Below are 26,989 nucleotides of genomic sequence, written 5' to 3'. Positions count from 1 at the left end.
AAAGGTGCGGACGGACGGGGCCGGGGGAGGTGCTCCTCCCGGCCCCGTCTCGCTTTCCGCCCCTGGCATTCAGCAGCCGCACATCCACTCTCCCGGCCCAGGTCACGCACCGGCCAACCGGCAGCGGAAGAACAGGTGCGGCGGACCGTACACCGTCGGTCCGCCGTCGCCGCCCCGGCCCGTGACCAGGAGAGTGCCATGACCGGCGTACTGACCGCAGACCGTCCCCCCAAGCCCGCCGCACCCCGCCGCTACACCGTCGCCCTCGCCCGCGACGAGGAGGACGTGCGGGCCGCGCAGCGGCTGCGGCACGATGTCTTCTCCGGGGAGATGGGCGCGCTGCCGGCGAGCCCGCAGCCCGGGTACGACATCGACCCCTTCGACGCGTACTGCGACCACCTGCTGGTGCGGGAGGAGACGACCGGGCAGGTCGTCGGCACCTACCGGCTGCTGCCGCCGGAGCGCGCGGCGGTCGCCGGCCGGCTGTACGCGCAGAGCGAGTTCGACCTCGCGGCGCTGGACGCGATACGGCCCGGGCTGGTCGAGGTCGGCCGTTCCTGCGTGCACCCCGGCCACCGCGACGGCGCCGTCATCGGGCTCATCTGGGCCGGTATAGCCCGCTACATGACCGACCGGGGCCACGAGTGGCTGGCGGGCTGCTGCTCGATCCCACTCACCGACGGCGGCGCCCTCGCCGCCGGCACCTGGGACCGGGTGCGGGCCAAGCACCTGGCACCCGAGGAGTACCGGGTACGGCCGCTGCTCCCGTGGATCGCGGGCACGGCGGGGCCGGCGGCCCGCACCGAACTGCCGGCCCTGCTGCGCGGCTACCTGCGCCTCGGCGCCTGGGTATGCGGGGAACCCGCGCACGACGTGGACTTCGGTGTCGCCGACCTGTACGTGCTGCTGCCGATGAGCCGGGTCGACCCGCGTTATCTGCGGCACTTCCTCTCCCTCGTCCCGGCCTGATGAGCGCCTGGCTGCCCGCCGCGCCCTGCACCCCGGGACAGTGCGTGGAGCGGTCCCGGGCCGCGGCGGCCGTGCCGCTCGCCGTGCTGCGGCTCACCGCGGTCGCGGTACTGCTGCTCGTCGGTGCCGCCGTCGTGCTCACGCCGCTCGGCCGGGGACGCCCCCGGCGGTGGGGGACGGTCCCCGCCGTGGTGGTGCGGTGCTGGTGCCGGTGGATCGTGCGGGCCGCCGGCGTCCGGGTCCGCGTCACGGGCGCCGCCCCGCCCGGCGGCGGGCTGCTCCTCGTCGCCAACCACGTCTCCTGGCTCGACGTACCCCTGCTCGCCGCCGTGCGCCCGGCCAGGATGCTGGCCAAGAGCGACATCCGGCGATGGCCGGTGGCGGGCCCGATCGCCGCCCGCGGGGGCGTGCTCTTCATCGAACGGGACCGGCTGCGGGCCCTGCCGGACACGGTCGCCACGATCGCGAAGAGCCTGCGCGAGGGCGCCGCGGTCGCCGTCTTCCCCGAGGGCAGCACCTGGTGCGGGCGCGCCCAGGGCCGCTACCGCCGGGCCGTCTTCCAGGCCGCCCTGGACGCCGGGGTGCCGGTCCAGCCGGTCCGCATCCGGTACCGGACCGGAGAGCGGGCGGTGAGCACGGTGCCCGCGTTCGTGGGCGAGGACACCCTGCTCGCTTCGCTGTGGCGGGTGGCGTCGGCGCACGGGCTGATGGCGGAGGTGGAGGTACGGCCGGTGATCGCGCCGGACCGCCATCCCGACCGCCGCGGGCTCGCCCACGCCGCCCAGGGGAAAGCACCTTCGAAAAGTATGTGCGCTTTGTGACGTATGTGCCGTTTCCGTCCTGCCGATGAGGACATCCGGAAGGCAGGCACTCCGGAAGGAGGGTGATGCCAGATGATCACCCGTGAAGAGATCGCCAACGTCCTGGACCATCCGGTCTACGACGGGGACGGCAACAAGATCGGCGACGCCAAGCACGTCTTCTTCGACGACATGACCGGGCGTCCCGAGTGGGTGAGCGTCAAGACGGGCATGTTCGGCTCCAACGAGTCCTTCGTGCCCATCCGTGACGCCTCGCTGGTGCAGGACCGCCTCGAGGTCCCCTACCGCAAGGACCAGGTCAAGGACGCGCCCAATGTCGACGTCGACGCGGGCGGCCATCTGTCGGAGACCGAGGAGCACCGGCTCTACGACTACTACGGCATCAACTGGGACAGCGTGCTCTCCGAGGCCGAGCGCACCGACGACGGCCGCTGGGCCGCGGGCACCGGTACGGCGGGAGCCGCGGGAGCCGCGGGAGCCGCCGGCATGGCCGGCACGGCGGGCGGCACCACCGGCTACCAGGACGCCCAGGACCGGACGGGCACGCGCGACGACGCCATGACCCGCTCCGAGGAGCAGATGCACGTGGGCGTGGAACGGCGTGAGTCCGGCCGGGCCAGGCTGCGCAAGTACGTGGTCACGGAGGAGGTCCAGCAGACCGTTCCGGTGAGTCACGAGGAGGTGCGGGTGGAGCGCGAGCCGATCACGGACGCCAACCGTGACCAGGCGCTCTCCGGACCGGAGATCAGCGAGGACGAGCACGAGGTCACGCTGCACGAGGAACGCCCTGTCGTCGACACGGAGACGGTGCCGGTGGAGCGCGTCCGGATGACCACGGAGGAGCGCACCGACAACGAGACGGTACGCGGCCAGGTCCGCAAGGAGCGGATCGAGGCCGAGACCGAGGCCATCACCGACGACGACACCCGGCGGGGCCGTAAGTAGCGGTCTTCCTGCCGTCGCCACGGGGCGTGTGCCGGTGAAGGCACTTCACCGGCACACGCCCCCGTGCAGGGCCTCGGCCAGATAGGGCGCGGTGGCGCTCCCGTCCGCCCGCGCCACCTCGGCCGGCGGCCCCGCGGCGACGATCCGGCCGCCCGCCTCGCCGCCGCCCGGCCCCAGGTCGATCACCCGGTCGGCGCCCGCCACCACGGCCATGTCGTGCTCGACGACGACCACCGTGTGCCCGGCGTCGACCAGACCGTGCAACTGACGCATCAGTACCTCGACATCGGCCGGGTGCAGTCCCGTCGTCGGCTCGTCGAGGAGGTACAGGGTGTGGCCGCGGCGCCCTCGCTGCAGCTCGCTCGCCAGCTTGATGCGCTGCGCCTCCCCGCCGGACAGCTCGGTCGCCGGCTGGCCGAGCCGCAGATAGCCGAGGCCGACGTCGAGCAGCGCGGCCAGGCTGCGCGCCACCGCCGGTGTGTCCGTGTCCGCGAAGAAGTCCGCCGCCTCCTCCACGGTCAGGTCCAGCACCTCGGCGATGTTCCGCCCCCGGTACGCCACTTCGAGCGTCCCGGGGTTGTAGCGCGCCCCGCCGCAGTCCGGACACGGCGCGTAGGTACTGGGCAGGAACAGCAGCTCCACGCTGACGAATCCCTCGCCCTGACAGGTCTCGCAGCGGCCCCCCGGCACGTTGAAGGAGAACCGGCCCACGCCGTAACCCCTCTCCCGCGCCTGGCCGGTGGCCGCGAAGACCTTGCGCACGACGTCGAAGAGGCCCGTGTACGTGGCCAGGTTGGAGCGCGGGGTGCGCCCGATCGGCCGCTGGTCGACGGAGACCAGCCGGCCCACCCCCGGCAGCTCCTGAGTGATCTCGCCGATGAGCGTCGACTTCCCGGAGCCGGAGACCCCCGTCACCGCGGTGAGCGCGCCGAGCGGGAACTCCGCGGTCACCCCCCGCAGGTTGTGCCGGGTGACCGGACCGACCGTCACCGTCCCCCGTGGGACGCGCGCCTCACGGACGGGTGCGGGGGAGCGGTCGAAGAGGTGGCGGGCGGTCGCCGACTCCCCGACACCGGCCAGCCCGGCGACCGGACCGCTGTACAGCACCCGTCCGCCGTGCTCGCCGGCCCGCGGACCGACGTCCACGATCCAGTCGGCGCCGCGCATCACGCCGAGATGGTGCTCCACCACGAACACCGAGTTGCCGGCCGCCTTCAGTCGCTCCAGCACGGTCAGCAGCGCCTCGGTGTCCGCCGGGTGCAGTCCCGCGGACGGCTCGTCCAGCACGTACACGACCCCGAACAGCCCGGAGCGCAGCTGCGTCGCCAGCCGCAGCCGCTGCAGCTCGCCCGCCGACAGGGTGGGCGTCGCACGGTCGAGGCTCAGATAGCCGAGCCCCAGCTCGACGACGGGCGCGATCCGGGAGACGAGGTCCCCGGTGACCACCCGGGCCGTCTCACCTCCCGTCGGCAGCGCCTGCGCGAGTTCCGTCAGAGGCAGCGCGGCCAGCTCGGCGATGGAACGGCCGCCGACCGTCACCGCCAGGGCCTCGGGGCGCAGCCTGCCGCCGCCGCAGACCGGGCAGGGCGCGCTGGTGAGGAAGCGCTCCGCCCTCGCCCGCAGCGTGGCGCTCTTCGAGTCCGAGAACGTCTTCATCACATACCGGCGGGCGCTCATGTACGTGCCCTGGTACGGCCGCTGGATGCGGCCCGCGTCCCGCACCGGGTGCACCGTGACCACCGGCTGCTCGTCCGTGAAGAGGATCCACTCCCGCTCCCCGGCGGGCAGCTCGCGCCACGGCCGGTCCACGTCGTGTCCGAGCGCGTCCAGGACGTCCCGCAGGTTCTTGCCCTGCCAGGCGCCCGGCCACGCGGCGATCGCGCCGTCCCGGACGGACAGCGACGCGTCCGGGACCAGCAGCTCCTCGGTCGTATGGTGCACCCGCCCGAGCCCGTGGCACTCCGGGCAGGCCCCGGCCGCCGTGTTCGGCGAGAAGGCGTCGGAGTCGAGCCGCGCCGCGCCCGGCGGATAGTCGCCGGCGCGGGAGAACAGCATCCGCAGGGAGTTGGAGAGGTTGGTGACCGTGCCGACCGAGGAACGGGACGTCGGCGCCGCGCGGCGCTGCTGCAGCGACACGGCGGGCGGCAGCCCGGTGATCTCACCGACCTTCGGGGCTCCGACCTGGTGGATCAGCCTGCGGGCGTACGGCGCGACCGACTCGAAGTAGCGCCGCTGCGCCTCCGCGTAGACCGTCCCGAACGCGAGCGACGACTTCCCCGAGCCCGACACACCGGTGAACACGGCCACCACGTCCCGGGGGACGTCCACGTCCACACCCCTGAGATTGTGCTCACGGGCGTCGCGCACCCGGACGTACGGGTCGTGGGGGCTGTGCATGGCGGGGAACTCCGTACGGTCTTCGACGACGGCCGGCGGGGCCGGTGGGGCAAACTACGCGATTCTACGCCCGGGAGGCGGTCGTCCCCGCGCCGGTGACGCGGGCGAGCCGCCGGTAGGAGTCCAGCAGCGCCTCGCGGTCGTACGTACTCGTGGTCACCAGGACCTCCTGCGCGCCCGTGTCCCCGAGGAGCGACTCGAGCGCGTCGGCGACCTGTTCCTCGGTGCCGGCGATGTGGCCGGTGAGACCGGCGTCGTACAGGTCGCGCTCCTTGGCGGTCATCGTCCTCGCCTCGACGTCCTCGGCCGGAGGCAGGGGAGGGAAGGTGCCGCGGGTGCGGGCGTGGGCCATGGACCAGGCCTCGGGGAGCAGGAGCCGCCGGGCGGCCTCGGGGGTGCCGGCCACGGCGATCGTGCCCGAGACGACGACGTACGGCTCCGGGCTCCACGCGGAGGGGCGGAATCCGGCGCGGTAGCGGTCGATGCCGCGGCGCATCCGGTCGCGGTCGCGCAGGTCCCCGATGACCATCGGCAGGCCCGCCCGGGCGGCGACCGCCGCGCCCTCGCCCATGGCCAGCACGAAAGGCGGCACGGTCAGCCCCTCCGCGGGGCGGGCGTGCGCGCCCGTGGGGGAGGTGCCCCGGAACCAGCCGAGCAGCTCGGCCAGTTGGGCGCCGAAGTCGTCGGCGTCGTCCTTCTCCCGGCCCAGCGCCCTGCGCACGCCGTCGGTGAATCCCACCGAGCGGCCGAGTCCCATGTCGATCCGGCCGGGGAAGAGCGACTCCAGTACGCCGAACTGCTCGGCGACGACCAGCGGCCGATGGTTGGGCAGCATCACGCCGCCGGTGCCGACCCGGATGCTCCGCGTGGCACCGGCGACGGCCGCGGCCAGCACGGTCGGCGCCGAGCCGGCCACCCCGGGCACGCCGTGGTGCTCGGCCACCCAGAACCGGTGGTAGCCGAGCCGCTCGGCCTCCCGCGCCAGTTCCACGGTGTCGCGCAGCGCCTGTGCGCCGGTGTGGCCCTCCCGGATGCGGGAGCGGTCGAGGACGGAGAAGCGGGTGGTCGCGATCACTGAGCTCACACGGTGTTCAACGTCCGCGCGGCGCCAGGATTCCCGGAGGGGACCTCTATAGGGGACCTCTAGGGTTGGCGGGTGACCGACAGCAGCAGGCCCCCGCTGGCCGTGTTCGACCTGGACAACACCCTCGCCGACACCGCGCACCGGCAGCGGTTCCTGGAGCGCCGGCCCCGCGACTGGGACGCCTTCTTCGCCGCCGCTCCGCACGACCCGCCGCTCGCGGAGGGCATCGCGCTGGTGCGGGAGCGCGCCGAGGAGTGCGGGATCGTCTATCTGACCGGGCGGCCCGAGCGCTGCCGGCGCGACACGCTCGACTGGCTCGCCGCGCACGGTCTGCCCGAGGGGCCCGTGCACATGCGGGGCAACGCCGACCGCCGGCCCGCCCGGCGCACCAAGCTGGAGATCCTTCGGCGGCTCGCCCGCACCCACGAGATCAAGGTTCTCGTGGACGACGACGAGCTGGTGTGCGACGACGCCCAGCGGGCCGGATTCACCGTCGTCCGGGCGCGCTGGGCGGCCCGGTCGGCCGAGCTGCGGGTGGCGCAGGAGCGCGAGGGCCGCACCTGACGGGCCGGGCGGACCCGGGGGTGGGGTGGGCCCGGAGCGGTCAGTCCGTCTCCTCCAGACGGAAGCCGAGCTTCAGGCCGACCTGCCAGTGCGCGACCTCCCCTTCCTCGATCTGGCCTCGTACCTGGGTCACCTCGAACCAGTCCAGATTGCGCAGGGTCCGCGAGGCCCGGGTGATGGCGTTGCGGACGGCCTGGTCGACGCCGTCGGGCGAGGTGCCGACGATCTCGGTGACCCGGTAGGTGTGGTTCGACATACGGGTGCTCCCTTCCGCGGGCGGCGGTGTGTCGTCCGTCACTCCACCGTGCCCCAAGCGGCGACGGAGCGCGAGGCGTCAGGAGGGTCCGACGGGACAACCGCTCGTCCCCCTTGACCTCCGCATTGGTCCATACCAAAATCCCAGACACCCGTTCGAGCCTCGGGCTCGTCCCCCACGTCGGGTCTCCCTTTGCGTGCGCCGGACATCCCTGTCCGCCTCCGCCGCTGTCCGTCAGACAGAAGGACCCCTTGTGAGACGTCGCCTGCTCGCCCTTGTCTGTGTGTCCGCCTCCCTGCTCAGCGGCTGCGGCCTGATGTCGCAGGACGGCGGGAGCGAGCGGCGCACCGTCACCGTGTGGCTGATGAAGGACAGCGCCTCGCAGGACTTCCTGGAGCGGTTCACCGAGGAGTTCGAGCGGAAGAACCCCGGCCTCGACCTCGACGTCCGGATCCAGAAGTGGACCGGGATCGGCGACAAGGTGCAGACCGCGCTGAAGGCCGACGGCACGGACGGGCCCGACGTCATCGAGGTCGGCAACACCCAGGTCCCGCAGTACGCGGAGGGCGGCCGGCTGATGGACCTGACCCTGGAGTCGATGCGGGACTGGGGCAGCGACGACTGGCTGCCGGGCCTCGCCGAACCCGGACAGTGGCTGTCCCAGCAGTACGGCATCCCCTGGTACGCGGCCAACCGCGTGGTCATCTACCGCAAGGACCTCTTCGAGCAGGCCGGCATCACCGCGCCGCCCAGCACCCGCGAGGAATGGCTCACCGCCACCGAGAAGCTCGACAAGGGCGGTGACCAGGGCATCTACCTGGCCGGACAGGACTGGTACACCCTCTCCGGCTTCATCTGGGACGAGGGCGGCGAGCTGGCCGTGGAGGCGGGTGGTGCCTGGACGGGCGCCCTGGACTCCGAGGCGGCGCTGCGCGGCATGGACTTCTACCGCGAGCTGCAGGCCCTGGGCGACGGCCCGCTCGACGCCGATGAGGAACACCCGCCGCAGGCCGGCGTGTTCGCCCAGGGGCAGGTCGCGCAGATCGTCGCGGTGCCCGGACTCGCCCAGTCCATCGTGCGCGAGAACCCCGAACTCAAGGGCAAGCTGGGCTTCTTCCCCGTGCCCGGCAAGAAGGCCGACAAGCCCGGTGCCGTCTTCACCGGCGGATCCGACCTCGTCGTCCCCAAGAACACCGACGAACGCGACGGCGCCCTCGCCGTGGTCGAGGCGCTCGTGGGCACCAAGTGGAACACCGACCTGGCCCGCACCATGAACTACGTCCCGAACAAGAAGTCGCTCGCCAAGGCCGTCGCGGACGAGGAAGGGGTCGCCGCCATGGCGGCCGGCGCCGCGCAGGGCCGGGCCACCCCCGGTACGCCCCGGTGGGGCGCGGTCGAGGCGGACAACCCGATCAAGGAGTACATGACGAAGGTGCTCACCGGTGGCGACGCGGAGTCGGAGGCCGGCAAGGCCTCCGACCGCGTCACCGAACTACTGGACCTCGACGCGCGCTGACGCGCCGCCGCGTCAGCGCGCCACGCTCAGCGACAGCGCGAAACGGTCCTCGCCGTCCGTCCACCAATGGGCCAGCTCCAGCCCCGCCGCGGCCAGTTCGGCCCGCACGCCCTCCTGCCGGAACTTCGCGGACACCTCGGTACTCAGCTCCTCCCCGTCCGCGAAGTCCACCGCCAGGTCGAGCGCCTGGATCTTGACCGTCTGCGCGGTGCGCGAGCGCAGCCGCATCTCGATCCACTCGCGTTCGGCGTTCCACAGCGCCACGTGCTCGAAGGCCGCGGGCACGAAGTCGGCGTCCAGTTCCCGGTTGACGACGGACAGCACGTTCTTGTTGAACGCGGCCGTCACTCCGGCCGCGTCGTCGTACGCCCGGACCAGCACCCGCTCGTCCTTGACCAGGTCCGTGCCCAGCAGCAGGGCGTCGCCCGGCGAGAGCAGCGCGCGGACGGCGGCCAGGAACGCGGCGCGCTCGCCGGGCAGCAGGTTGCCGAGCGTGCCGCCGAGGAACGCCACCAGCCGGGGGCCCGGTGTCCCGGGCAGCGTCAGTCCTCCGGTGAAGTCGGCGATCAGCGCGTGCACCTGGAGGTCCGGCCGCTCGGCGACGAGCGCCTGACCGGCCTGGGTGAGGGCGCTCTCGCTGACGTCGACCGGTACGTAACCGCGCAGGCCGGTCAGCGCGTCGAGCAGGATCCGCGTCTTCTCCGAGGAACCGGAACCCAGCTCCACCAGGGTGCGGGCGCCGGTCGCCGCGGCGATCTCGCCGGCCCGGTCGGCGAGGATCTCCCGCTCGGCCCGGGTCGGGTAGTACTCCGGCAGCGCGGTGATCTCCTCGAACAGCTCGCTGCCCCGCGCGTCGTAGAACCACTTGGGCGGCAGCCACTTGGGCGTGCTCGTCAGGCCCGCCAGGACGTCGGCGCGCAGGGCGGCGTCCGTGGCGTCCTCGGGCAGCGTGCGGGTGAGACGGAACGGGCTCACGTACGGGGCTCCTTCGGAGAGACGAAAGCGTCTGCGAGGGCGGTGTCGCCCGGGTCCTTGAGCGGAGTGAGCAGCACCTCCGTGCGGTTCGCCGCGAGCAGGGTGCGGTCGGGGACCTCCTGCCAGTGCGGGTCGTCGTCGTACGGCTCCGAGGCGACGACCGTGCCGCCCCCGGGGCGGGCCAGGTACCACAGGGTGTCGCCCCAGGTGGTGGCGGTGATGGTGTCACCGCCGGTGAGCAGCAGGTTGAGCCGGGAGGCGGGGGCCGCCGCGGCGACCTCCAGCACCGTCTCGCCGAGCGCCCGGCCCGCGTCGTCCCCGGCGCGCAGCCGGGCCAGTACCAGCGCCCACACGAGTGCCGAGTCGTTGCGGGCCTCCAGTGACAGCAGGTCCTCCGGCGGCAGTGTCCCGGCCGTCCGCGCCAGCGAGCCGGGCCAGCCCGACACGGCACCGTTGTGGCTGAACAGCCAGGTTTCCGCGGCGAACGGCGCCGCGGCGGCCTCCGCGTCGGCGCCCGAGAGCGTCGCGTCCCGTACGGCGGCGAGCAGCGCGCCGGTCCGCACCACCCGGGCCAGATCGGCGAAGGACCGGTCGGCCCAGATCGGCCCTGCCCGGCGGTACCGCGCCGGCACCGGGTCACCCCCGGCGTACCAGCCGACACCGAAACCGTCGGCGTTGACCGTGCCGTACCGCTGGTGCCGGGGCGCCCAGGACTGGCGGTACAGGGCGTGCGGCGGAGCCACGAGCAGCCGGCCGAGAGCCTCCTCGGAGCCCACATAGGCGAGGTGACGGCACATCAGGACCCCTCCGCCGTACGGGCGGTGCGGAACCCGGAGAAGATCTGCCGCCGGACCGGATAGTCCCAGTTGCGGAACGTGCCCCGGCAGGCCACCGCGTCCACCGCGAAGGAACCGCCGCGCAGCACCTTGTACTCGGGCCCGAAGAACACCTCCGAGTACTCCTTGTACGGGAACGCCCTGAAGCCCGGGTACGGGGCGAAGTCGCTCGACGTCCACTCCCAGACATCGCCGATCAACTGCCGTACGCCGAGCGGTGACTCGCCCGCCGGATAGCTGCCCGCGGGCGCCGGACGCAGATGGCGCTGGCCGAGGTTGGCGTGCTCCGGGCCCGGGTCGGCGTCGCCCCACGGATAGCGGGCCGAGCGGTCCCCGGCCGGGTCGTACCTGGCCGCCTTCTCCCACTCGGCCTCGGTGGGCAGCCGCCGTCCGGCCCAGCGGGCGTACGCGTCCGCCTCGTACCAGCACACGTGCACCACCGGCTCGTCGGCCGGGACCGCCTCGGTGACCCCGAAGCGGCGCCGCAGCCACTGCCCGCCGTCCCGGTGCCAGAAGAGCGGGGCGGTGACGGAGTACCGGCGGACGTGGTCCCAGCCCCGAGGGGTCCACCAGCGCGGGTCGTCGTAGCCGCCGTCGTCGATGAACGCCTGGTAGGCGCCGTTGGTCACCGGCGTGGTGTCGAGGTAGTACGGCGCCACCTCGCGCCGGTGCGCGGGGCGTTCGTTGTCCAGGGCCCACGGCTCGGTCGACGTGCCCATCGTGAACGGGCCGCCGGGCACCAGGACCTCGGCCGGACCGGTGAACAGCGGCACGGGGGCCGGGTCCGGGGCGGTCAGGGCCTGCGGACCCCTGCGGAGCTGATGGGTGATCAACATCGTCTCGTCGTGCTGCTGCTCGTGCTGGGCGATCATCCCGAAGGCGAAACCCGCCTCAGTCAGCCGCGTCCCGTGGAACGCGGTGCTCTCCAGCACGTCCAGGGCCCGTCCGCGCACGTCGGCCGCGTACCGGCGGGCCTCGGCGGGCGACAGCAGCGGCAGCTTCGGCCGCTCGGCGCGCGGATGCTCGAAGGCGTCGTAGAGGCTGTCGATCTCGGGCCGTATCGCCTCCTGCCCGGCGACGGCGCGCAGCAGCCACTGCTCCTCCTGGTTGCCTATGTGCGCCAGGTCCCACACCAGCGGGGACATCAGCGGTGACACCTGGGCGGTCAGGTCGGGGCCCTCCACACAGCTGGTCAGCAGCGTGGTGCGGTCGCGGGCCGTGACGAGCGTGGCCAGGGCCCGCTCGCGCAGGGCCTCGGCGTCGACGGACGCTTCGGCGGCGGTGCCGGAAACGGCGGCGGTGCCGGACTCAGAGGTGGTCGCGGTGGTGATGGCGGGGTCGGTCATGGGCGGGTCTCCCTCCCGTGCGGGCCACGGCTCGCGCCGTCCGGCGTCTCCAGCAGGTCGTCGGCGGGGCAGCGGCCTCTGACCACGTAGCGCTCCAGGTACGCCGCTACGGCGTCCCTCACCTCGGTGGTGGCGCCGAGCCGGGGCAGGGCGGCGAGAGCCGCCGTGAAGCACACGACGGCCGCCTCGCGCAGCTCCGGATCGGTGAGGGCGAGACGGGCCGCGTCCCGGTACAGCGGGTTGTGCGGGGCGGGCAGGCCCAGCGTGCGCTCGGCGAGCGGCTTCACGGCCCGGTAGGCGGTCTCGGTGGCCTCCGCGTCGTCGAACAGCGCCGCCGTCACGGCGAGCGGCACCATCCACCCGTCGTCCCCGGGCTGCGCGTCGATCATGCGCAGCTCCAGGTGGCCGCGCGGCCGGACCGGCGGGAACAGGGTGGTGAGGTGGTAGTCGAGGTCCTCGCGGGTCGGCGCGCCCGGCGCCCCGCTCCTGATCCACTCCCGGAAGGTCAGACCGTCCGGTACGTCCCACGGCCCGTCGTCCCGGCGTACGCACATCACCGGCGCCTGAAGGACGTGCCGGGTCCAGGCGCCGCGCGGGTCGGAGTCCAGCGGGGGGCCGCCCGCCCGGCCGGTGCCGATCTGCGTCCACCGCAGCTGCCGGGTGGACCGCCAGCCGGTGGGCCGGCCGTCGGCCAGCGGGGAGTTGGCGAACGCGGCCACGAGGACCGCGCCCAGCTGATGGGCCAGCCACCAGCGGCGTACGTGACCGAGCGGGCCGGGTTCCTCGTGCCCGGCGTCCACACACACCTGCACGGACGCCGAGGCGCGCATCATGAAGCGGCCGCCGGGGCCGGTGCGGTCGAGGCAGGCCTCCATGGCGTCGTACCGCGGTTGCCGCAGGTAGCGGCGGGGCGTGTGCCAGGGGGCGTGGCCGAGACCGACGAGGGCGAGACCGTCCTGGCGCAGGACCGCCCGGACGGCGTCGAGGTCGGCGGAGACGGAATCGACGCACTCCATCAGGGAGGCGGCGGGGAGCGAGCTCAACTCCAGCTGGCCACCGGGCTCGACGGTCAGCGCCGACCTCAGGGGCACGGCGCGCAGGGTGGCGTACATCGCGCGCAGCCGTTCGGGTGACACGGGGAGCCGGGGCGCGCGCAGGTCGTGGACGAGCCATTCCACTTCGACGCCGAGGCGCGTGGGCGGACCGGTCTTGAAGCAGATGCCGTGGACCAGCGCCTCGACCTCGGCTTCGGTGACAGTGGTGCGTGGCCGGGTGCAGCCACTTACCGCATCGGACATGTCGGGATCCTCCTGAGATTCCATCCATGCCGCCGACCCTTCTGCAGTGGGCCGGGTCGGCACACTCGTCCCACCCAAGACCCTCATGCGGCTCCGCACAAGGGTGCATACCGGGACGTATCGGCTCGGTAATCTCCGCCACCCGTCCGTTTCCGGGGGCTTTCCCCGTCGTTCCCGGGACGGGAAACTCCGTTGCACCGCCTCCCCAGCATCGCTCAGGATTCCCGCATGAGCACGACGGGGGAGACCGCGCGGTGCGCGGTCATGGCGCCCACGGGGGTGGCGCCATGAGCGCGCGCCTGCGGGGCATCGCACAGCAGACCGAGCAGATCGTGATGGCGGGGTCCTACCGCGCGTCCGACGGGCGCGAGGTGCCGATCGCCGCGGCGGTCGAGGAGGCACGCGAGCGCACGCGGATGTTCGGTCCGGGGCCCGTGGAGCCGGCTCCGTCCGCCCCGGTGCGGACGGTCTGGGAGGTCACCGGCGAGAGCAGTCTGGAGGCCGCCCGCCGCCTCGGCGGGGAGGTCGCCGTGCTGAACTTCGCCTCCGCTCGAAATCCCGGCGGCGGCTATCTGAACGGTGCCCAGGCCCAGGAGGAGGCCGTGTGCCGGGCCTCCGCCCTGTACACCTGCCTGCTGCGGGCGCGCGAGTTCTACGACCACCACCGGGCCCATCGCGACCCGTTCTACACGGACCGCGTCATCCACTCGCCCGGCGTGCCCGTCTTCCGCGACGACCGCGGCCGGCTGCTGGACGAGCCGTACACCGCGGGCTTCCTCACCTCCGCCGCACCCAACGCGGGCGTGGTGCTGCGTACGGCACCACAACGCGCCGCCGAGCTGCCCGCCGCCCTGGCCGCACGCGCCGAGCGGGTGCTGGAGACGGCGGCCGCCCACGGATACCGCCGGCTGGTGCTCGGCGCCTGGGGCTGCGGGGTGTTCCGCAACGACCCCGCGCAGGTCGCGGGCGCCTTCCGGACGCTGCTCGGGCCCGGCGGACGGTTCGCGGCCACCTTCGAGCGGGTGACGTTCGGCATCCTGGACCGCACTCCGGGCGGCACGGTACGGGACGCTTTCGCGCGCGCCTTCCCGGAAGGGGCGGACAGCCCCGGTCAGCTCCAGCCGTAGCGCTCCCGCAGCCGCTGCCGTACGAGGTCGAACCGCATCCGGTCCAGGGCGCACGCCTCACGGCGCATACCGGCGTCGTGCAGCCTGAGCACCCGGTCCACGTCGACCCACGAGTCGCGCCCCGAGCGGTCCCAGGGCCCGCTCCCGATCGGCACCCAGTCCCGGTTCCCGTCATGCCGCCGGCTGGACAACCGCACGGCCAGCACCGTGCCGCCCGCCTCCCGGGCGACGACGAGCACCGGCCGGTCCTTGCCCCGCCCGTCGTTCTCCTCGTAGGGCACCCACGTCCAGACGATCTCGCCGGGATCGGGGTCCCCGTCGTGCGCGGGGGAGTACTCGGTACGCACCCGGCCCACGTCCCGGGCGTCGGCCTCGGTGGTGGCGGCGGGGCCGTAACGGCCGGGGACGGTGCGGTCGGTGTCATCGGGGTAGGCGCTCACGGCCGTACCGTACGGGACAGCCGCGCGCCCGGGTGGCAGGCTGATCACCGGGGCCCGCGACCCCGGGCCCCGACCGTACGGACAGAAGGCCGACGTCATGACCGACCAACTCACCGTGAGTGTCCTGGGCACCGGCATCATGGGTGCCGCGATGGCCCGCAACCTCGCCCGCGCCGGACACACCGTCCGGGTCTGGAACCGCAGCCGGGACAAGGCCGAGTCGCTGGCCGCCGACGGCGCGCACGTCGCCGCCGGTCCCCAGGAGGCGGTGCGGGGCGCCGATGTCGTCCTCACCATGCTCTACGACGGCCCGGCCGCTCTCGACGTCATGCGGCAGTCCGCCCTCGGCCTGCGCCCCGGCACCGCGTGGGCGCAGTCGACCACCGCCGGCGTCGACGCGGTCGCCGACCTGGCCGCCTTCGCCCACGAACACGGCCTCGTCTTCTTCGACGCCCCCGTCCTCGGCACCCGCGCGCCCGCCGAGGCCGGTCAGCTCCTGGTCCTGGCGGCCGGCCCGTCCCACGCACGGGAGGCGGTGACGCCCGTGTTCGACGCCGTCGGCTCCCGCACGGTGTGGACCGGCGAGGACGGCGCGGCCGGCAGCGCCACCCGGCTGAAGCTGGTGGCCAACAGCTGGGTCCTGGCCGCCACCAACGCGGCCGGCGAGGTCCTGGCACTCGCCAAGGCGCTGGGCGTGGACCCCGACGGATTCTTCGACGCCATCGCCGGAGGACCGCTCGACATGGGCTACCTGCGCGCCAAGGCCGGCCTGATCCGTGACGGCGCGCTGACGCCGGCCCAGTTCGCCGTCACCACCGCCGCGAAGGACGCCCGGCTGATCGTCGAGGCGGGCGAGGCGAACGGCGTCCGGCTGGACGTGGCCGCCGCCGGCGCCGAACGCCTGGCGCGCGCCGCGGCGCGGGGACACGGGGACGAGGACATGGCGGCGGCGTACTTCGCCAGCTTCGAAGAGAAACTGTCCGACGAGCCTTCCGACAAGCCGTCCGCGAAGCTGTCCGACTGAGCTCACCCGGGGTACCGGGTGAGCGCAACGACCGGAACGACCGGGACGCCGACGCCGTCCCGGCACACATCGAGATCAGAGGAGTCCGCATGTCCAAGCCGCCGCTGCCGCCCGAGGCCGTCGAACTGCTGCGCCGCCCCAACCCCTGCGTCATGGCCACCCTCCGCTCGGACGGCGCGCCCGTCTCCACGCCCACCTGGTACCTGTGGGAGGACGACGGCCGGGTCCTGATCAACTTCGACGAGGGCCGGGTACGTCTCAAGCACGTGCGCCGGGACCCCCGCGTGACCCTCACCGTCCTCGCGGGCGACGACTGGTACACGCACGTCACGCTCATCGGCCGCGTCACCGAGACCCGCGACGACGAGGGCCTCACCGGCATCGACCGTCTCTCCCGGCACTACACGGGCAACCCCTACCCGGACCGGGTCCGTGCCCGGGTCAGCGCCTGGGTCGAGGTCGAGCGCTGGCACGGCTGGGGCGCGATGAAGGACAGCGACCAGGCGTCCACCTGAGGAACGAGCGCCGGGGCCCGCGGGGCCCGGCGCCTGTCCGCGCGGCCGTCCGGCGTTCGAGGCCGCCGGGTCCACCCGTCGAAGTGAACCCGTGCGGCCTGCTCCGGGTCACGGGCGTGACGGTGCGGGTCCGGAGAAGGGCGGTGGTCAGAGCCGCTTCCGGACATCCCGTCAGCACCCGCGGCATCACTCCCGCGCGGTCAACGGACCCTCACCCAGGCGCCGGCAGGGAATCCCGCGGGGTGTCGACACCTCGATCCACCTCGTCTAGGATCCACGGCGCGGCATCGCGTGTCGGTCACCGTCCGGGTGAGGCATGGAGGCGCCGCGGAGATGCCCGTGGAGGCATTCACCCGTGTCAGTCGAGTTCAACCACACCATCGTTCTCTCCCGGGACCGGGAGAAGTCCGCTCATTTCCTCGCCTCGATCCTGGGGCTGGAGGTCGGTGAGCCGGCCGGAGTCTTCCTGCCCGTGACGACCGCCAACGGCGTCACCCTCGATTTCGCCACCGTCGACATCGACATCCCGACCCAGCACTACGCGTTCCTCGTCTCCGAGGACGAGTTCGACACGATCCTCGCCCGGCTGGTCGAGGACGGGATCCCCATCCACGCCGACCCGCACGGTCGGCACCCGCGCCGGATCAACCGCGGCGACGGCGGACGGGGCGTGTACTTCGCCGACCCGTCGGGGCACGGCATGGAGGCCTTCACCCGCCCCTACGGCAGCGACCCGGCCTCGCCGCTGAACGGCGTCACGGAGGACGTGCCGGGGGCACGCTGACGGTCGTCGGCGCACCCTCGAAGCTCCTGTAGATCGTCAAGCCGGGCCGCGAGGTCCATAGGATGCGTTCGTGGCTCGGTTTGATGAGGTCAAGGCGACGTTCTGGGGCGAGGGCCTGTACGGGGTTCAGCCACCGCTGACCGACGCGGTCGTTCAGGATGCCGAGCGCCGGCTCGGTGTCCGTCTGCCGGCCGCGTTGCTGGAGATCCTGCGGCTCCAGAACGGCGGCCTGGTGGCGGACGCCTGGAACGCGTTCCCGACCGATGCGCCGACGTCATGGAGCGAGAACCATGTTCCGTTCGACGACATGAGGGGCATCGGCCGTGACGACGGTCAGCCGTCGTTGCTGGACTCGGGCTACCTGGTGGAGGAATGGGGTCTTCCTTCACCTCTCGTTCTGCTCTCCGGTGATGGCCACTGCTGGATCGCCCTCGACTACCGGACCTGCGGCGAGCGCGGGGAGCCGTCCGTGACGTGGTTCGACGTGGAGGGCGACTCGGAGCTCCCACTGGCCGCGGACTTCCATACGTTCGTCGAGCACCTGACTGCTGCCGCGTCGTTCGATGACGCGGACAGCAGTCGGTCGGCGTCATGAGCTGGCTCCGCCCGAGCCCGCCGTGTTCCGGATGCCTGTGCTGCTGACGTGCCTGCAGACCTCGTGGGCGACGAACCTGAGGTCAAGCTCCTGTGAGGTCACGGACACCCGCGAGTACACGCGGTGGCGTCGTTCGGCGGCCGGCGATTCAACAGACGGACAGCCGGACGTCAGTCGGACCCGGAGTCGGACCGCCGAACGACGCCAGGAACATCCTCACTGTCAGACCCACTCCGCATACTGGTGGCCTCTGGGAGCCGGACGTGAGGAGGGGGCGGCCGTGCGGACGGTGTACAGCGGTGAACTGCACGTCAGTTACGGGCAGTTCTACGTGGACAGCCGAAGCCGACGGGACGGGGACGACCCGGGCCCGTCGCCGGCCTGCGCCGGGCAGGCCAACGGTCTGTGCGGCGCGGCCGTCCCCGGACGCCTCTTCCTCGTCACGGGCCTGCACACCGGCCGCGTCGGTCTGACCGTCGAGGTGCACGGTGCGCCGCCGCCGCTCGACGACGGCTGGGAGGACGTGGTGGAGGCGTCCTTCCAGCCGGCTTCCGCCTCGACGGTCGTCCTGCCGTGGGGCGACGGCCCCCTGTGCGCGCTGGACCTGCTCCCGGTCGACCACCGGGTGCGCTACTGCGGGCGCGGCATGGACCGGGGGCGTCAGGAGGAGCTCGCCGTACTCGAAGGCGGTGCGCCGGTCGACCACTACCTGCTGCAGTTCTGGCCGGCCCCGCCCGCCGAGGACCTCGTCGTCCGGCAGACCTCGCGCAGCGCCGCGCACTGGCACCGGCACGCCCGCGGGCTGCCGCCGCCTCCCACCCCCGAGCAGCGGGCCGCGGCCGAACGCCGCCGGCGGGAGGAACGGCGGGCGGCGGAGCAGGCCGCACGGGAGCGTACTGAGGCGCTGTCATGGGGCGGACGGCTGCCCAGCCGACGCGTGCGCGAGGCCGGCTGCAACGCCCGGGGGCTCGTGCCGCTGGACCGCGATCTGCTCGACGCCGTCGACGCGGCGTGCCCGGCGACGCAGCGCGGTCTCGCCCGGTGGGCCGCCCACCGCGCCCTCACCGTGGCAGGGCTGGACGACGTCGACTGGATCACGCCCGCGCTGGCCGCACTGGACCGCGGAGAGAGCCTGCCGGCGCCGTTCGACGACCCCCAGCGGGTCTGGGACCGGTTCTTCGCCGACGACCGCATCCCCCACACCCTGGTGGACTCGCCGGCCGGATGCCACGACAACCCGCTACGACAGGCGATGGCGATGCCCGCGCTGCTCGCCGCGGCCGAACCCGACCCGTTGTGCGCGGCCCTCGACGCCCTCTTCGCCGCCGCGGTCACCTACGGCACCGACTACCCCACCCTGTTCGCGCAGGCCCGCCGCCAGTTCCCCACGCTGGGCCCGGACAGACAGGCCCCCTAGTGCCTGTCCGGCGGATCATGCCGCAGACGCGGGGGCTGGCACGCCCACCTGCGGCGTTGTCGTCGGTTGCCGACTCCCCCACGCTCGACTGCGCTCGCGCGGGGGGACCCCCATCGCGTCGACGCCCTCCTCCGCCTTGCATCTGGACGCACCAGCCCCCGCTCACCGGCGCTGATCAGGCGCAGCCCCTTTCCTGCGACCTGATCCGCCGGACAGGCCCTAGGGACGCCCTCCAGCGGTCCGCGCGTGGTCGTGCCGGGGCAGCAGCAGCGGGGTCGCCAGAAGGAGTACGCCCGCGAGCGCGATCGCCGTACGCGGCCCGGTCAGACCGGCCAGGAGGCCCCACACCGCGATCAGCGCCGCGGTCGTCAGTTTCCCGCTGACCGACCAGGCGGACAGGGTGCGGACGACCCGGTCCGGCGGGGTCAGCTCGAGCCTGCGCGTGGCGAACACCGGATTGAAGACGCCCATGGAGGTGATCAGCCCGAATTCGACGGCCATCACAAGGGCGAGCCCGGCGCCGCCGGGGCGGACGAAGGCCAGACCGACGGGCCAGCACACGCGCAGCACCCCGCTGGTGGTCAGCACGCGGTGCTCCCCGAACCGCGCCACGAGCGGCTGGGCCATCCTGGACCCGATCAGTCCGCCGGCGCACGGCACCGCGAACGCGAGGCCGTACTGCCAGGGCGCGAAGCCCAGATCGGCCAGCATGAGGACGGCGAGCAGCGGCGTGGTCGCCATGATCAGACCGTTGACCAGGACCGTGTTGAGGAACAGCGGACGCAGACCCGGGCTGGTGAGGAAATACCGCCAGCCGTCCAGCAGTTCACCGGCGCGAAGCCGGGAGGGGGCGCCGGTGCGGTGGGGGCGCGGCTCCCCACCGCCGATCGCGCGGATTCCCAGCGCCGACAGCAGATGGCTGACCGCGTCGACCGCCACCGTGACCACCGGCCCGAAGACCCCGATCGCGGCACCGCCGACCGGGGGACCGAGCATGGTCGCGGTCCAGGCCGTCGCCTCGAACCGGCCGTTAGCGGTCAGCAGGTCACCGGGCCCTACCAGTGTCTTGAGACAGGAACCCGCGGCGGCCCTGAACGTGATGTCGGCCGCGGCCACCACGACCGACACCACCAGCAGCTGGGCGAAACCGAGCCGGCCGGACACGTACGCGACGGGCACACTCAGCAGCACCGCGCACCGGACCAGGTCCGTCGCGACCATCACCGGCCGCTTGCGCCGGAACTCCACCCACGGACCCAGCGGCACCGCCACCACCGCGCCCACCGCGAGACCGGCCGCCGCGAGCGCCGCCACCCGCGCCGGGCCGGCGTCCAGCACCACGACCGCGATCAGCGGAAAGGCGTCGAACGCGAGCCGCGTGCCGAACGTGCTGACGGCGTACGCGGCCCACAGCCACCCGAACCGCCGCCCCAGCGACCTGCCACCCGCCACCCCGGACATCAACACGCCGGACATCAAAGCGAGCGGCGGCCCCACGGATCAAACAACCGCCCGTGGACCCCGTACAACCGGCCGTTGTACACCGGGGCACGAGCGGCGATACGCGGGTACGCGGGTGTACGGGCACACGGGTACGCGAGGTACGCGGACGGCGGGCGGGCGTCCTACCGCGCCAGCAGCTTCCGCAGAGCCCCGGTGACCTCATCGGGCGCCTCCTCCGCCATGAAGTGGCCGCAGTCGACGGTCTCGTGCCGCAGGTCCGGGGCCCAGGCCCGCCACAGCGCCGCGGCGTCGTAGCCGAGGGCGGCGCCCCAGTCCTGCTGGAGGACGGACACCGGCATCCTCAGCCGGCCGCCGCTGTCGAGGTCGGCCCGGTCGTGGGCGACGTCGATGCCGGCCGAGGCCCGGTAGTCGGCCACGATGGACGGCACCGCCTCGCGGGACGCCTTCAGATAGGCGGCGCGGACATCGGCGGGCAGGGCCTTCGGGTCCCGCGTCCAGATGTCGAGGAAGTGACCGAAGAACGCGTCCGGCGCCGCGCCGATCAACCGCTCCGGCAACCCGGGCGGCTGCGCCATCAGGTACAGGTGGAAGCCCACGGCCGCCGAGGTGCCGTGCAGGACGTCCCACATGTCCAGGGTGGGCAGCACGTCCAGCGCGGCCAGGTGCGTCACCGCGTCCGGATGGTCGAGCCCGGCCCGCACCGCGACGAGCGCGCCCCGGTCGTGCCCGGCCAGCGCGAACCGCTCGTGCCCGAGGGCCCGGGCGAGGGCGACGACGTCGGCGGCCATGGTCCGCTTGGCGTAGGCGGTGCCGTCCGGGTCGGCCGGCTTGTCGCTGGCGCCGTAGCCGCGCAGGTCGGGGCAGATGACCGTGTGGTCGGCCGCGAGGTCGGCGGCGACGTGCCGCCACATCAGATGGGTCTGCGGGAAGCCGTGCAGCAGTACGACGGGGCTGCCGGAGCCGCCGACGGCCACGTGCAGGGCGACCCCGTCGGCGACCGTGACCCGGTCGTGGGTGAAGTCGGGAATGGTCGGTGTCATGGCAGGTCTGTGCCTCTCTGCTCCACGCGGTGTCCGTTGCACGCCGTGTCCTTCCACGCCGTGTCTGTTCACGTCGTCTCCGTCCACGTCGTCTCCGTCCACGTCGTGTTCCATGTCGTGCTGGTGACGCCTACGAGCCTCCCGCGCGTGAATCAGCAACCGATCAGCACGCGTACCGTGGTGACCGGCGAGCAGCGGTGCGGATCGGAGCGGGCGGAACATGGAAGCGGTCACGTTCGGTGTGCTCGGGCCGGTCACGGCCGAGCGCGACGGCGACGTGCTCGCCCTCAGAGGCCCCCGCCACCGCGCCGTGCTGGCCCGGCTGCTCCTGGCCCGGCGGCGGGTCGTGCCGGTCGCCCGACTGGTCGAGGACCTGTGGGACGCGCCGCCGCCACGGGCCGTGGGCGCGGTGCGCACCTTCGTCGGCGATCTGCGCCGCGCCCTGGAACCCGACCGCCCGCCGCGCGCACCGGCCCGGCTGCTGGTCACCGAAGGCCCCGGCTACGTCCTGCGCGCGGCACCGGACGCCGTGGACGCCTGGCGCTTCGAGGCGGCCGTCGCGGAGGCCGACCGGCTGCCGGCCGCGCGGGCCCCGGCCCGCCTCCGAGCGGCGCTGGGTCAGTGGCGGGGTCCCGCCTACGCGGAGTTCGGCGAGGCTGACTGGGCCCGCGGCGAGCGCTCCCGGCTCACCGAACTGCGGCTGCGCGCGGTCGAACGCCGGGCGGAGCTCCTCGTGGACCTGGGCCGTGCCGCCGAGGCGGTCCCCGACCTGGACGCGCACCTCACCGAGCACCCCTGGCGTGAGGAGGCCTGGCGCCTGCTGGCCCTGGCCCTCTACCGGACCGGGCGCCAGGCGGACGCTCTCGCGGTGCTGCGCCGGGCCCGCGCCCTGCTGGCCGGACACCTCGGCGTCGACCCGGGGCCCCGGCTGCGCCGTCTGGAGACGAGCATCCTCGCCCAGGACCCGGACCTGGACCCGCCCGCCGAACCCGCGGAGGCGGCGGCCCGGCTCTGGAACCGCGCGACCGAGGCGTACGACCGCGCGGTCGCCGCCGGCGCCCACGCCCGCCTGGAGTCGACCGTCGGTCTGCTGCGCAACCTCGCGGTCACCGGCGGCGGCGGACTGGAGGCGGCCCGGGAGCACCGTACGGCCGCGGTCGCGGCGGCGGAGGAGACGGGCGACGCGGAACTGACGGCCCGGGTGATCGGCGCCTACGACGTCCCCGCCAACTGGACCCGAGGCGACGACCCCGAGGCGGCCCGGCGGATCGTCGCCGCGGCCGAACGCACCCTCACCGCCCTGCCCGGCGACGCCACCGCCGACGCGGCGCGCTGCCGGCTGCTCGCCACCGTCGCCCTGGAGTCCCGGGGCGTACGGTCCCCGCGTGGACCCCGGGCGGCGGACGAGGCCGTGCGTGTCGCCCGCCGTCTGGACGACCCCGCGCTGCTCGCCTTCGCCCTCAACGGGGCCTTCATGCAGTCCTGCACCACCGCCGGGCTGGCCCCGCGCCGCGACGCGATCGGCGCCGAACTCGTCGCGCTCGCCACCCGGCACGGCCTGGTCAACCACGAGGTCGCCGGCCATCTGATCCGCATCCAGGCACGCTCGGCCCTCGGCGACTTCACCGCCGCCGACGAGTACGCCACCGCCGTCGACCGCCTGGCCGAACGGCACGAACGGCCGCTCGTGTCCGTCTTCACCCAGTGGTACCGGGCCCTGCGCCGGGCCGCCACCGGCGGCTCGTACGACAGCGCCGAGGCCGCCTACCGGTCCGCCGCCGCGCGGCTGGACGGTGCGGGGATGCCGGGCCTGGAACGCGGGCTGCTGTCCCTCGCCCTGCTCGGCCTGCGCCTGGCCCACGGACGCCCGGCGGAGGTGGACCCGGCCGCGGACTGGGGGCCCTACCGTCCCTGGGCCGAACCGTTCGCCCTCCTGGCCGACGGCCGTGACACCGAGGCCCGGGCGGCACTGACGGCCCTCCCGCAGCCGCCGCCCGACCTCCTGTACGAGGCCCTGTGCTGCGCCGAAGCAGCGCTCGCCGTCGAACTCGGCGACCGGACGGCACTGGAGCGGACCTACGGACGGCTGCTGCCCGCGGCCGGGGAGCTCGCGGGCGCGGGCAGCGGGTTGCTCACTTTCGGGCCGGTCGACGGCTGGCTCGCCGCGATCCGCCGGGCACTCGGCCCCTCCGACACCTCCGGTCCGTGTGGTCCGTTCAGCCCGTTCAATGCCTGAAAGGCACCGCCAGCCGCTCCCGCAGCTCCTCGGGAGTGATCCCGTACGTCTCCAGCACCCGCACCCCGCCGGGGCCGGTGGCGAAGACACCGTGGTCCGTGCAGACGCGGGAGACGCACGCCGTGCCGGTGAGTGGGTACGTGCACCGCGGGACCAGCTCGGGCGAGCCGTCGCGGGCGAACAGCCTCATCATCACGTAGACCCGTCTGGCGCCGATCGCCAGGTCCATCGCCCCGTCGACGGCCGGGACGGCGTCCGGGGCGCCGGTGTGCCAGTTGGCGAGATCGCCCCGCCCGGACACCTGGAACGCCCCGAGCACACACACGTCCAGATGACCGCCGCGCATCATCGCGAACGAGTCGGCGTGATGGAAGTACGCGGCCCCCGGCAGCTCGGTCACCGGGACCTTGCCGGCGTTGGTGAGGTCGGGGTCGATCTCCCCGCCCACGGCGGCGGGCCCCATGCCGAGCATGCCGTTCTCGGTGTGCAGGACGATCCGATCCCGGCGTCCGGGTCGAGATGGTCCGCGACGCGGGTCGGCTGCCCGATGCCGAGGTTGACGTAGGAGCCGTCCGGGATGTCCCGGGCGATGCGCGCCGCGAGTGCGTCGGTGGTCAGCGGGCCGGGGGCGCTCATCAGCGGGCTCCTTGGACGGTCAGCCGACGGGCGGCCGCCCGTGCGACGCGGTCGACGTGGATGCCCGGCGTCACCACGGCCTCGGGGTCGAGGGAGCCGGGCGGCACGATCTCGGTGACCTGGGCGATCACCCTCGTTGCCGCCGTGGCCATCACCGGGTTGGAGTTGCGGGCGGTCCTGCGGTGGACGACGCGGCGGCCCGGGCGCTGGAGGAGGACCTGGCGGCGGCACGCTGAACCCGGCGGCCGGGCAGGTCCGGCGCGGCGGTTGCCCCGGCCCGCGCCGGGTACCCGACCGCGCATGAAGTGGCAACAGGTGCAGGACGGTCCGTCCGCGGTGTACGTGGTGGTCCTCGACCCCGGTGAGGACGCGCTCGCCGAACTCACCGCCTTCGCCCGTGACCGGTCGCTCGGGGCGTCCCAGGTGACCGCCGTGGGCGCCTTCTCGGAGGCGGTCGTCGGCTGGTTCGACCGGCAGGCCAAGGACTACCGGCACATCCCGGTGGAGGAGCAGTGCGAGGTGCTGTCGCTGATCGGGGACATCGCCGTCGCCGACGACGGGCCGACCCCGCACCTGCACGCCGTACTGGGCCTGTCGGACGGCTCCACCCGCGGCGGCCACCTGCTGTCCGGCCGGGTCTGGCCGACGCTGGAGGTCGTCGTCCGGGACAGCCCGGCCGAACTGGCCAAGACCCACCGCCCCGACATCGGCCTGGCCCTGATCGACCTCGGCTGACTCCGCACCCACCCCGGGAGGCGTGACCATGACACAGCGCGTCCGAGACGTGATGTCACCGGCCGCGGTGGCCGTCGAGCCCATGACCACGGTGGCCCGGGCGGCCCGGCTGATGCGCGAGGAGGACGTCGGCGACGTCCTGGTGACCTACGACCGGGATCTGTTCGGCGTGCTCACCGACCGCGACATCGTGCTCCGCGGTGTCGCAGACGGCCGCGACCCCGACGACACGACGGTCGGCTCGGTGTGCACCCCACCGCCCGTCGTCACCCTCGAACCGGACGACAGCACCGACCACGCGGCCGAGCTGATGCGACGCCACGCCGTCCGCCGGCTTCCGGTCGTCGAGCACGGCGGCGTCCCGGTCGGCGTGGTCACCCTCGGCGACCTGGCCGCCACCGACGACCCGCGCTCCGCCCTGGCGGACCTCAGCGAGGCCCCGCCCGACCACTGACGCCTCCGGCCACCGGCCACTGAGACCTCCGGCCACTGACGCCCCGACCGTCACGCCCCCGACCGTCACGGAGGAACGGCATGAACGACCGACGCCGCCCCCACGGGGCCACGGAACCCGCTTCGCGTGCGCGGTCCGGCATGATCGGCCGCCGCTCCCCGCGCACCGGAACCGAACCGGTCACCGCGCAGAGCCCGCTGCGGCTGCGACTGCTGCTGTCGGCCGTCTTCCTGCCGCTCTTCGCCGCCGGGGCCGCGTTCTTCGGCGTGTGGGCCGCGGACACCGGCCCCGGTGACAGTCCCGGACGCGGCGGCCTGGTGGTCCTCGCCGCCGTGTGCGCGGCGCTCGCCCTGCTGGCGGCGGCGGACCTGATGGTCGTGATCGGCCGACTGCGGCGCGAACGGGGCACCCCCGTTCCGCACTGACCCGATGTCCCGAGGGGGGACGGAGGAGGAAGCGACATGGCTCCCCAGGCACGAGCACCCGCGACGGGCCCTCGGGAGGACCGCCGCGCCACCACCCGCACCGCGCGGCTGCGCAGCCGGATCCCCGAACCCGACGAGGAACCCGACCTGCTCGGCCAGTACCTGACCCAGATCAGCGCCACCCCACTGCTGACCGCCGAGGACGAGGTGCGGCTGGCCACGCGCATCGAGGCCGGTGCCCGGGCCATGGAGGAACTGGAGTCGGCCGACACCGGCGAGCCCGCCCCGGCGCCAGGACGGCGCCGCGTTCTGGAGGAGGCCGTACACGACGGCCAGGCCGCCAAGGACCACATGGTGCGGGCCAATCTGCGGCTCGTGGTGTCGATGGCCAAGCGCCACGCCCACCGCGGGCTGCCCCTCCTGGACGTCATCCAGGAGGGCAACCTCGGACTGATCCGGGCCGTGGAGAAGTTCGACCACACCAAGGGCTTCAAGTTCTCCACGTACGCCACCTGGTGGATCCGCCAGGCCATCGAGCGGGGCCTGGCGACGCACGCGCGCACCGTACGGCTGCCGGTGCACGTCGTGGAGCAGTTGCAGAAGCTCGCCAAGGTCGAACGGAAGCTCCGCGGGAGCCTCGACCGCGAGCCGACCGCCGACGAGGTGGCCGCCGAGAGCGGCATCGACGAGGAGAAGGTCGTCTGGCTGCGCCGCGTCGGACGGAACGCCGTCAGCCTGGACACCCCGGTCGACGAGACCGGCGAGACCGTCGTCGGCGACCTCATCCCCGACACCGAGGTGCTCCAGGCACCCGAGGTCGCCGAGTTCCAGGCGCTCGCGGCGGAACTGCGGGAGGCCGTCGGCACCCTCGCACCCCGCGAGGCCCTCATCCTCAGTCTGCGCTACGGCCTGCACGACGGCCGCCCCCGCACCCTGCACCAGGTGGCACAGCACGTCGGCCTGACCCGGGAACGCGTCCGTCAGCTGGAGAAGGCATCCCTGGAGCACCTCCGCGCCCCCGAGACCCGGGACCGCCTCCTGGACTGGGCGAGCTGACCTCGGCCGGATCGGGCGAGCGGACCGGCTGGAC

General features: G+C 73.7%; 26 protein-coding genes and 2 pseudogenes. 16 read left to right on the top strand and 12 right to left on the bottom strand.

All coding sequences use genetic code 11. The annotated features are described in order from the left end of the window. Window positions 1-198 precede the first annotated feature (198 nt). The 3 genes from QC283_RS34050 to QC283_RS34040 all read left to right on the top strand — a co-directional run bounded on the left by QC283_RS34050 (window position 199) and on the right by QC283_RS34040 (window position 2,735). Entirely contained in the window at window positions 199-969 is a 771-nt protein-coding gene (locus QC283_RS34050) for a GNAT family N-acetyltransferase (RefSeq protein WP_279565625.1), read from the top strand. After that, window positions 969-1,790, top strand: a complete 822-nt coding sequence (locus QC283_RS34045) for a lysophospholipid acyltransferase family protein (protein WP_279565624.1) — start codon at window positions 969-971, stop codon at window positions 1,788-1,790. The genes QC283_RS34050 and QC283_RS34045 overlap by 1 nt, the downstream gene beginning before the upstream one ends. A gap of 72 nt (window positions 1,791-1,862) precedes the next feature. Beyond that, a complete protein-coding gene (locus tag QC283_RS34040) occupies window positions 1,863-2,735 on the top strand; it encodes a PRC and DUF2382 domain-containing protein (protein ID WP_279565623.1) in 873 nt (290 codons plus the stop codon). A gap of 45 nt (window positions 2,736-2,780) precedes the next feature. On the opposite strand, the gene QC283_RS34035 is transcribed toward QC283_RS34040, so the two are convergent. Continuing rightward, window positions 2,781-5,132 (bottom strand): excinuclease ABC subunit UvrA, encoded by a 2,352-nt coding sequence (locus QC283_RS34035; protein WP_279565622.1) that lies wholly within the window; start codon window positions 5,130-5,132, stop codon window positions 2,781-2,783. Window positions 5,133-5,196: 64 nt separating this feature from the next. Next, window positions 5,197-6,216, bottom strand: a complete 1,020-nt coding sequence (locus QC283_RS34030) for an LLM class flavin-dependent oxidoreductase (RefSeq protein WP_279565621.1) — start codon at window positions 6,214-6,216, stop codon at window positions 5,197-5,199. A gap of 72 nt (window positions 6,217-6,288) precedes the next feature. Between QC283_RS34030 and QC283_RS34025 the strand changes: the two genes are divergently transcribed. Further along, entirely contained in the window at window positions 6,289-6,780 is a 492-nt protein-coding gene (locus tag QC283_RS34025) for a phosphatase domain-containing protein (protein WP_279565620.1), read from the top strand. A 40-nt stretch (window positions 6,781-6,820) separates the two neighbouring features. Here the strand turns inward: QC283_RS34025 and QC283_RS34020 are convergent, their stop codons facing one another. Continuing rightward, complete coding sequence (locus QC283_RS34020; protein ID WP_279565619.1) at window positions 6,821-7,036, bottom strand: dodecin; 216 nt, start codon at window positions 7,034-7,036, stop codon at window positions 6,821-6,823. A gap of 253 nt (window positions 7,037-7,289) precedes the next feature. Here QC283_RS34020 and QC283_RS34015 point away from each other — a divergent pair, with 253 nt between their 5' ends. After that, the gene (locus QC283_RS34015; protein WP_279565618.1) at window positions 7,290-8,552 is read left to right on the top strand and encodes an extracellular solute-binding protein; all 1,263 of its coding nucleotides are present in this window, start codon (window positions 7,290-7,292) and stop codon (window positions 8,550-8,552) included. Between the two features lie 12 nt (window positions 8,553-8,564). Here the strand turns inward: QC283_RS34015 and egtD are convergent, their stop codons facing one another. The 4 genes from egtD to egtA are packed head-to-tail and all read right to left on the bottom strand — an operon-like array spanning window position 8,565 to window position 13,007. After that, window positions 8,565-9,527: an L-histidine N(alpha)-methyltransferase gene (gene egtD / locus QC283_RS34010; protein WP_279565617.1), complete on the bottom strand. Its 963-nt coding sequence runs from the start codon at window positions 9,525-9,527 to the stop codon at window positions 8,565-8,567. Then, complete coding sequence (gene egtC, locus QC283_RS34005; protein WP_279565616.1) at window positions 9,524-10,324, bottom strand: ergothioneine biosynthesis protein EgtC; 801 nt, start codon at window positions 10,322-10,324, stop codon at window positions 9,524-9,526. Before egtC ends, egtD begins: the two co-directional genes overlap by 4 nt. Next, window positions 10,324-11,709, bottom strand: coding sequence for an ergothioneine biosynthesis protein EgtB (gene egtB / locus QC283_RS34000; RefSeq protein WP_279565615.1), 1,386 nt, complete (start codon window positions 11,707-11,709; stop codon window positions 10,324-10,326). Before egtB ends, egtC begins: the two co-directional genes overlap by 1 nt. Then, a complete protein-coding gene (gene egtA, locus QC283_RS33995; protein ID WP_279565614.1) occupies window positions 11,706-13,007 on the bottom strand; it encodes an ergothioneine biosynthesis glutamate--cysteine ligase EgtA in 1,302 nt (433 codons plus the stop codon). The genes egtB and egtA overlap by 4 nt, the downstream gene beginning before the upstream one ends. Before the next feature lie 287 nt (window positions 13,008-13,294). Here egtA and QC283_RS33990 point away from each other — a divergent pair, with 287 nt between their 5' ends. After that, a complete protein-coding gene (locus QC283_RS33990; RefSeq protein WP_279565613.1) occupies window positions 13,295-14,134 on the top strand; it encodes a TIGR02452 family protein in 840 nt (279 codons plus the stop codon). Here the strand turns inward: QC283_RS33990 and QC283_RS33985 are convergent. After that, window positions 14,119-14,574, bottom strand: coding sequence for a type II toxin-antitoxin system PemK/MazF family toxin (locus QC283_RS33985; protein WP_279565612.1), 456 nt, complete (start codon window positions 14,572-14,574; stop codon window positions 14,119-14,121). The two genes, QC283_RS33990 and QC283_RS33985, sit on opposite strands and share 16 nt — an antisense overlap. Before the next feature lie 97 nt (window positions 14,575-14,671). Here QC283_RS33985 and QC283_RS33980 point away from each other — a divergent pair, with 97 nt between their 5' ends. From QC283_RS33980 to QC283_RS33960, 5 genes are all read left to right on the top strand, one after another. After that, on the top strand, window positions 14,672-15,598 hold the full coding sequence (locus QC283_RS33980) for an NAD(P)-dependent oxidoreductase (RefSeq protein ID WP_279565611.1): 927 nt from the start codon (window positions 14,672-14,674) through the stop codon (window positions 15,596-15,598). An 89-nt stretch (window positions 15,599-15,687) separates the two neighbouring features. Further along, window positions 15,688-16,113, top strand: a complete 426-nt coding sequence (locus tag QC283_RS33975) for a PPOX class F420-dependent oxidoreductase (protein ID WP_279565610.1) — start codon at window positions 15,688-15,690, stop codon at window positions 16,111-16,113. A 355-nt stretch (window positions 16,114-16,468) separates the two neighbouring features. Further along, entirely contained in the window at window positions 16,469-16,897 is a 429-nt protein-coding gene (locus QC283_RS33970) for a VOC family protein (protein WP_279565609.1), read from the top strand. 70 nt (window positions 16,898-16,967) lie between these two features. Continuing rightward, window positions 16,968-17,492: an SMI1/KNR4 family protein gene (locus QC283_RS33965; protein WP_279565608.1), complete on the top strand. Its 525-nt coding sequence runs from the start codon at window positions 16,968-16,970 to the stop codon at window positions 17,490-17,492. Window positions 17,493-17,772: 280 nt separating this feature from the next. Next, on the top strand, window positions 17,773-18,909 hold the full coding sequence (locus QC283_RS33960; RefSeq protein ID WP_279565607.1) for a hypothetical protein: 1,137 nt from the start codon (window positions 17,773-17,775) through the stop codon (window positions 18,907-18,909). A gap of 219 nt (window positions 18,910-19,128) precedes the next feature. Here the strand turns inward: QC283_RS33960 and QC283_RS33955 are convergent, their stop codons facing one another. Next, window positions 19,129-20,385, bottom strand: a complete 1,257-nt coding sequence (locus QC283_RS33955; protein WP_279565606.1) for an MFS transporter — start codon at window positions 20,383-20,385, stop codon at window positions 19,129-19,131. A gap of 149 nt (window positions 20,386-20,534) precedes the next feature. Then, a complete protein-coding gene (locus QC283_RS33950; RefSeq protein WP_279565605.1) occupies window positions 20,535-21,413 on the bottom strand; it encodes an alpha/beta fold hydrolase in 879 nt (292 codons plus the stop codon). A gap of 220 nt (window positions 21,414-21,633) precedes the next feature. On the opposite strand from QC283_RS33950, the gene QC283_RS33945 reads away from it, so the two are divergent. Further along, window positions 21,634-23,649 (top strand): BTAD domain-containing putative transcriptional regulator, encoded by a 2,016-nt coding sequence (locus QC283_RS33945; protein ID WP_279565604.1) that lies wholly within the window; start codon window positions 21,634-21,636, stop codon window positions 23,647-23,649. Here the strand turns inward: QC283_RS33945 and QC283_RS33940 are convergent. Further along, a pseudogene (locus tag QC283_RS33940) lies at window positions 23,639-24,285 on the bottom strand (3-oxoacid CoA-transferase subunit B). The gene QC283_RS33945 and the pseudogene QC283_RS33940 overlap by 11 nt on opposite strands. Then, window positions 24,285-24,476, bottom strand: a pseudogene (locus QC283_RS33935) (CoA-transferase); the annotation flags it as partial. The pseudogenes QC283_RS33935 and QC283_RS33940, both read right to left, overlap by 1 nt. A gap of 109 nt (window positions 24,477-24,585) precedes the next feature. Between QC283_RS33935 and QC283_RS33930 the strand changes: the two are divergent. The 4 genes from QC283_RS33930 to QC283_RS33915 all read left to right on the top strand — a co-directional run bounded on the left by QC283_RS33930 (window position 24,586) and on the right by QC283_RS33915 (window position 26,955). Continuing rightward, window positions 24,586-25,020: a PPC domain-containing DNA-binding protein gene (locus QC283_RS33930; RefSeq protein ID WP_279565603.1), complete on the top strand. Its 435-nt coding sequence runs from the start codon at window positions 24,586-24,588 to the stop codon at window positions 25,018-25,020. 28 nt (window positions 25,021-25,048) lie between these two features. Further along, window positions 25,049-25,474, top strand: a complete 426-nt coding sequence (locus QC283_RS33925) for a CBS domain-containing protein (RefSeq protein WP_279565602.1) — start codon at window positions 25,049-25,051, stop codon at window positions 25,472-25,474. Between the two features lie 80 nt (window positions 25,475-25,554). Further along, complete coding sequence (locus QC283_RS33920) at window positions 25,555-25,899, top strand: DUF6343 family protein (protein WP_279565601.1); 345 nt, start codon at window positions 25,555-25,557, stop codon at window positions 25,897-25,899. Between the two features lie 36 nt (window positions 25,900-25,935). Further along, window positions 25,936-26,955, top strand: coding sequence for a sigma-70 family RNA polymerase sigma factor (locus QC283_RS33915; RefSeq protein WP_279565600.1), 1,020 nt, complete (start codon window positions 25,936-25,938; stop codon window positions 26,953-26,955). Window positions 26,956-26,989 lie beyond the last annotated feature (34 nt).

It is taken from the genome of Streptomyces sp. DH41 (assembly GCF_029813785.1).
GTDB lineage: Bacteria > Actinomycetota > Actinomycetes > Streptomycetales > Streptomycetaceae > Streptomyces.
Note: the sequence above shows the minus strand (reverse complement) of the source record. Positions and strands in the feature narration are given on the sequence as shown.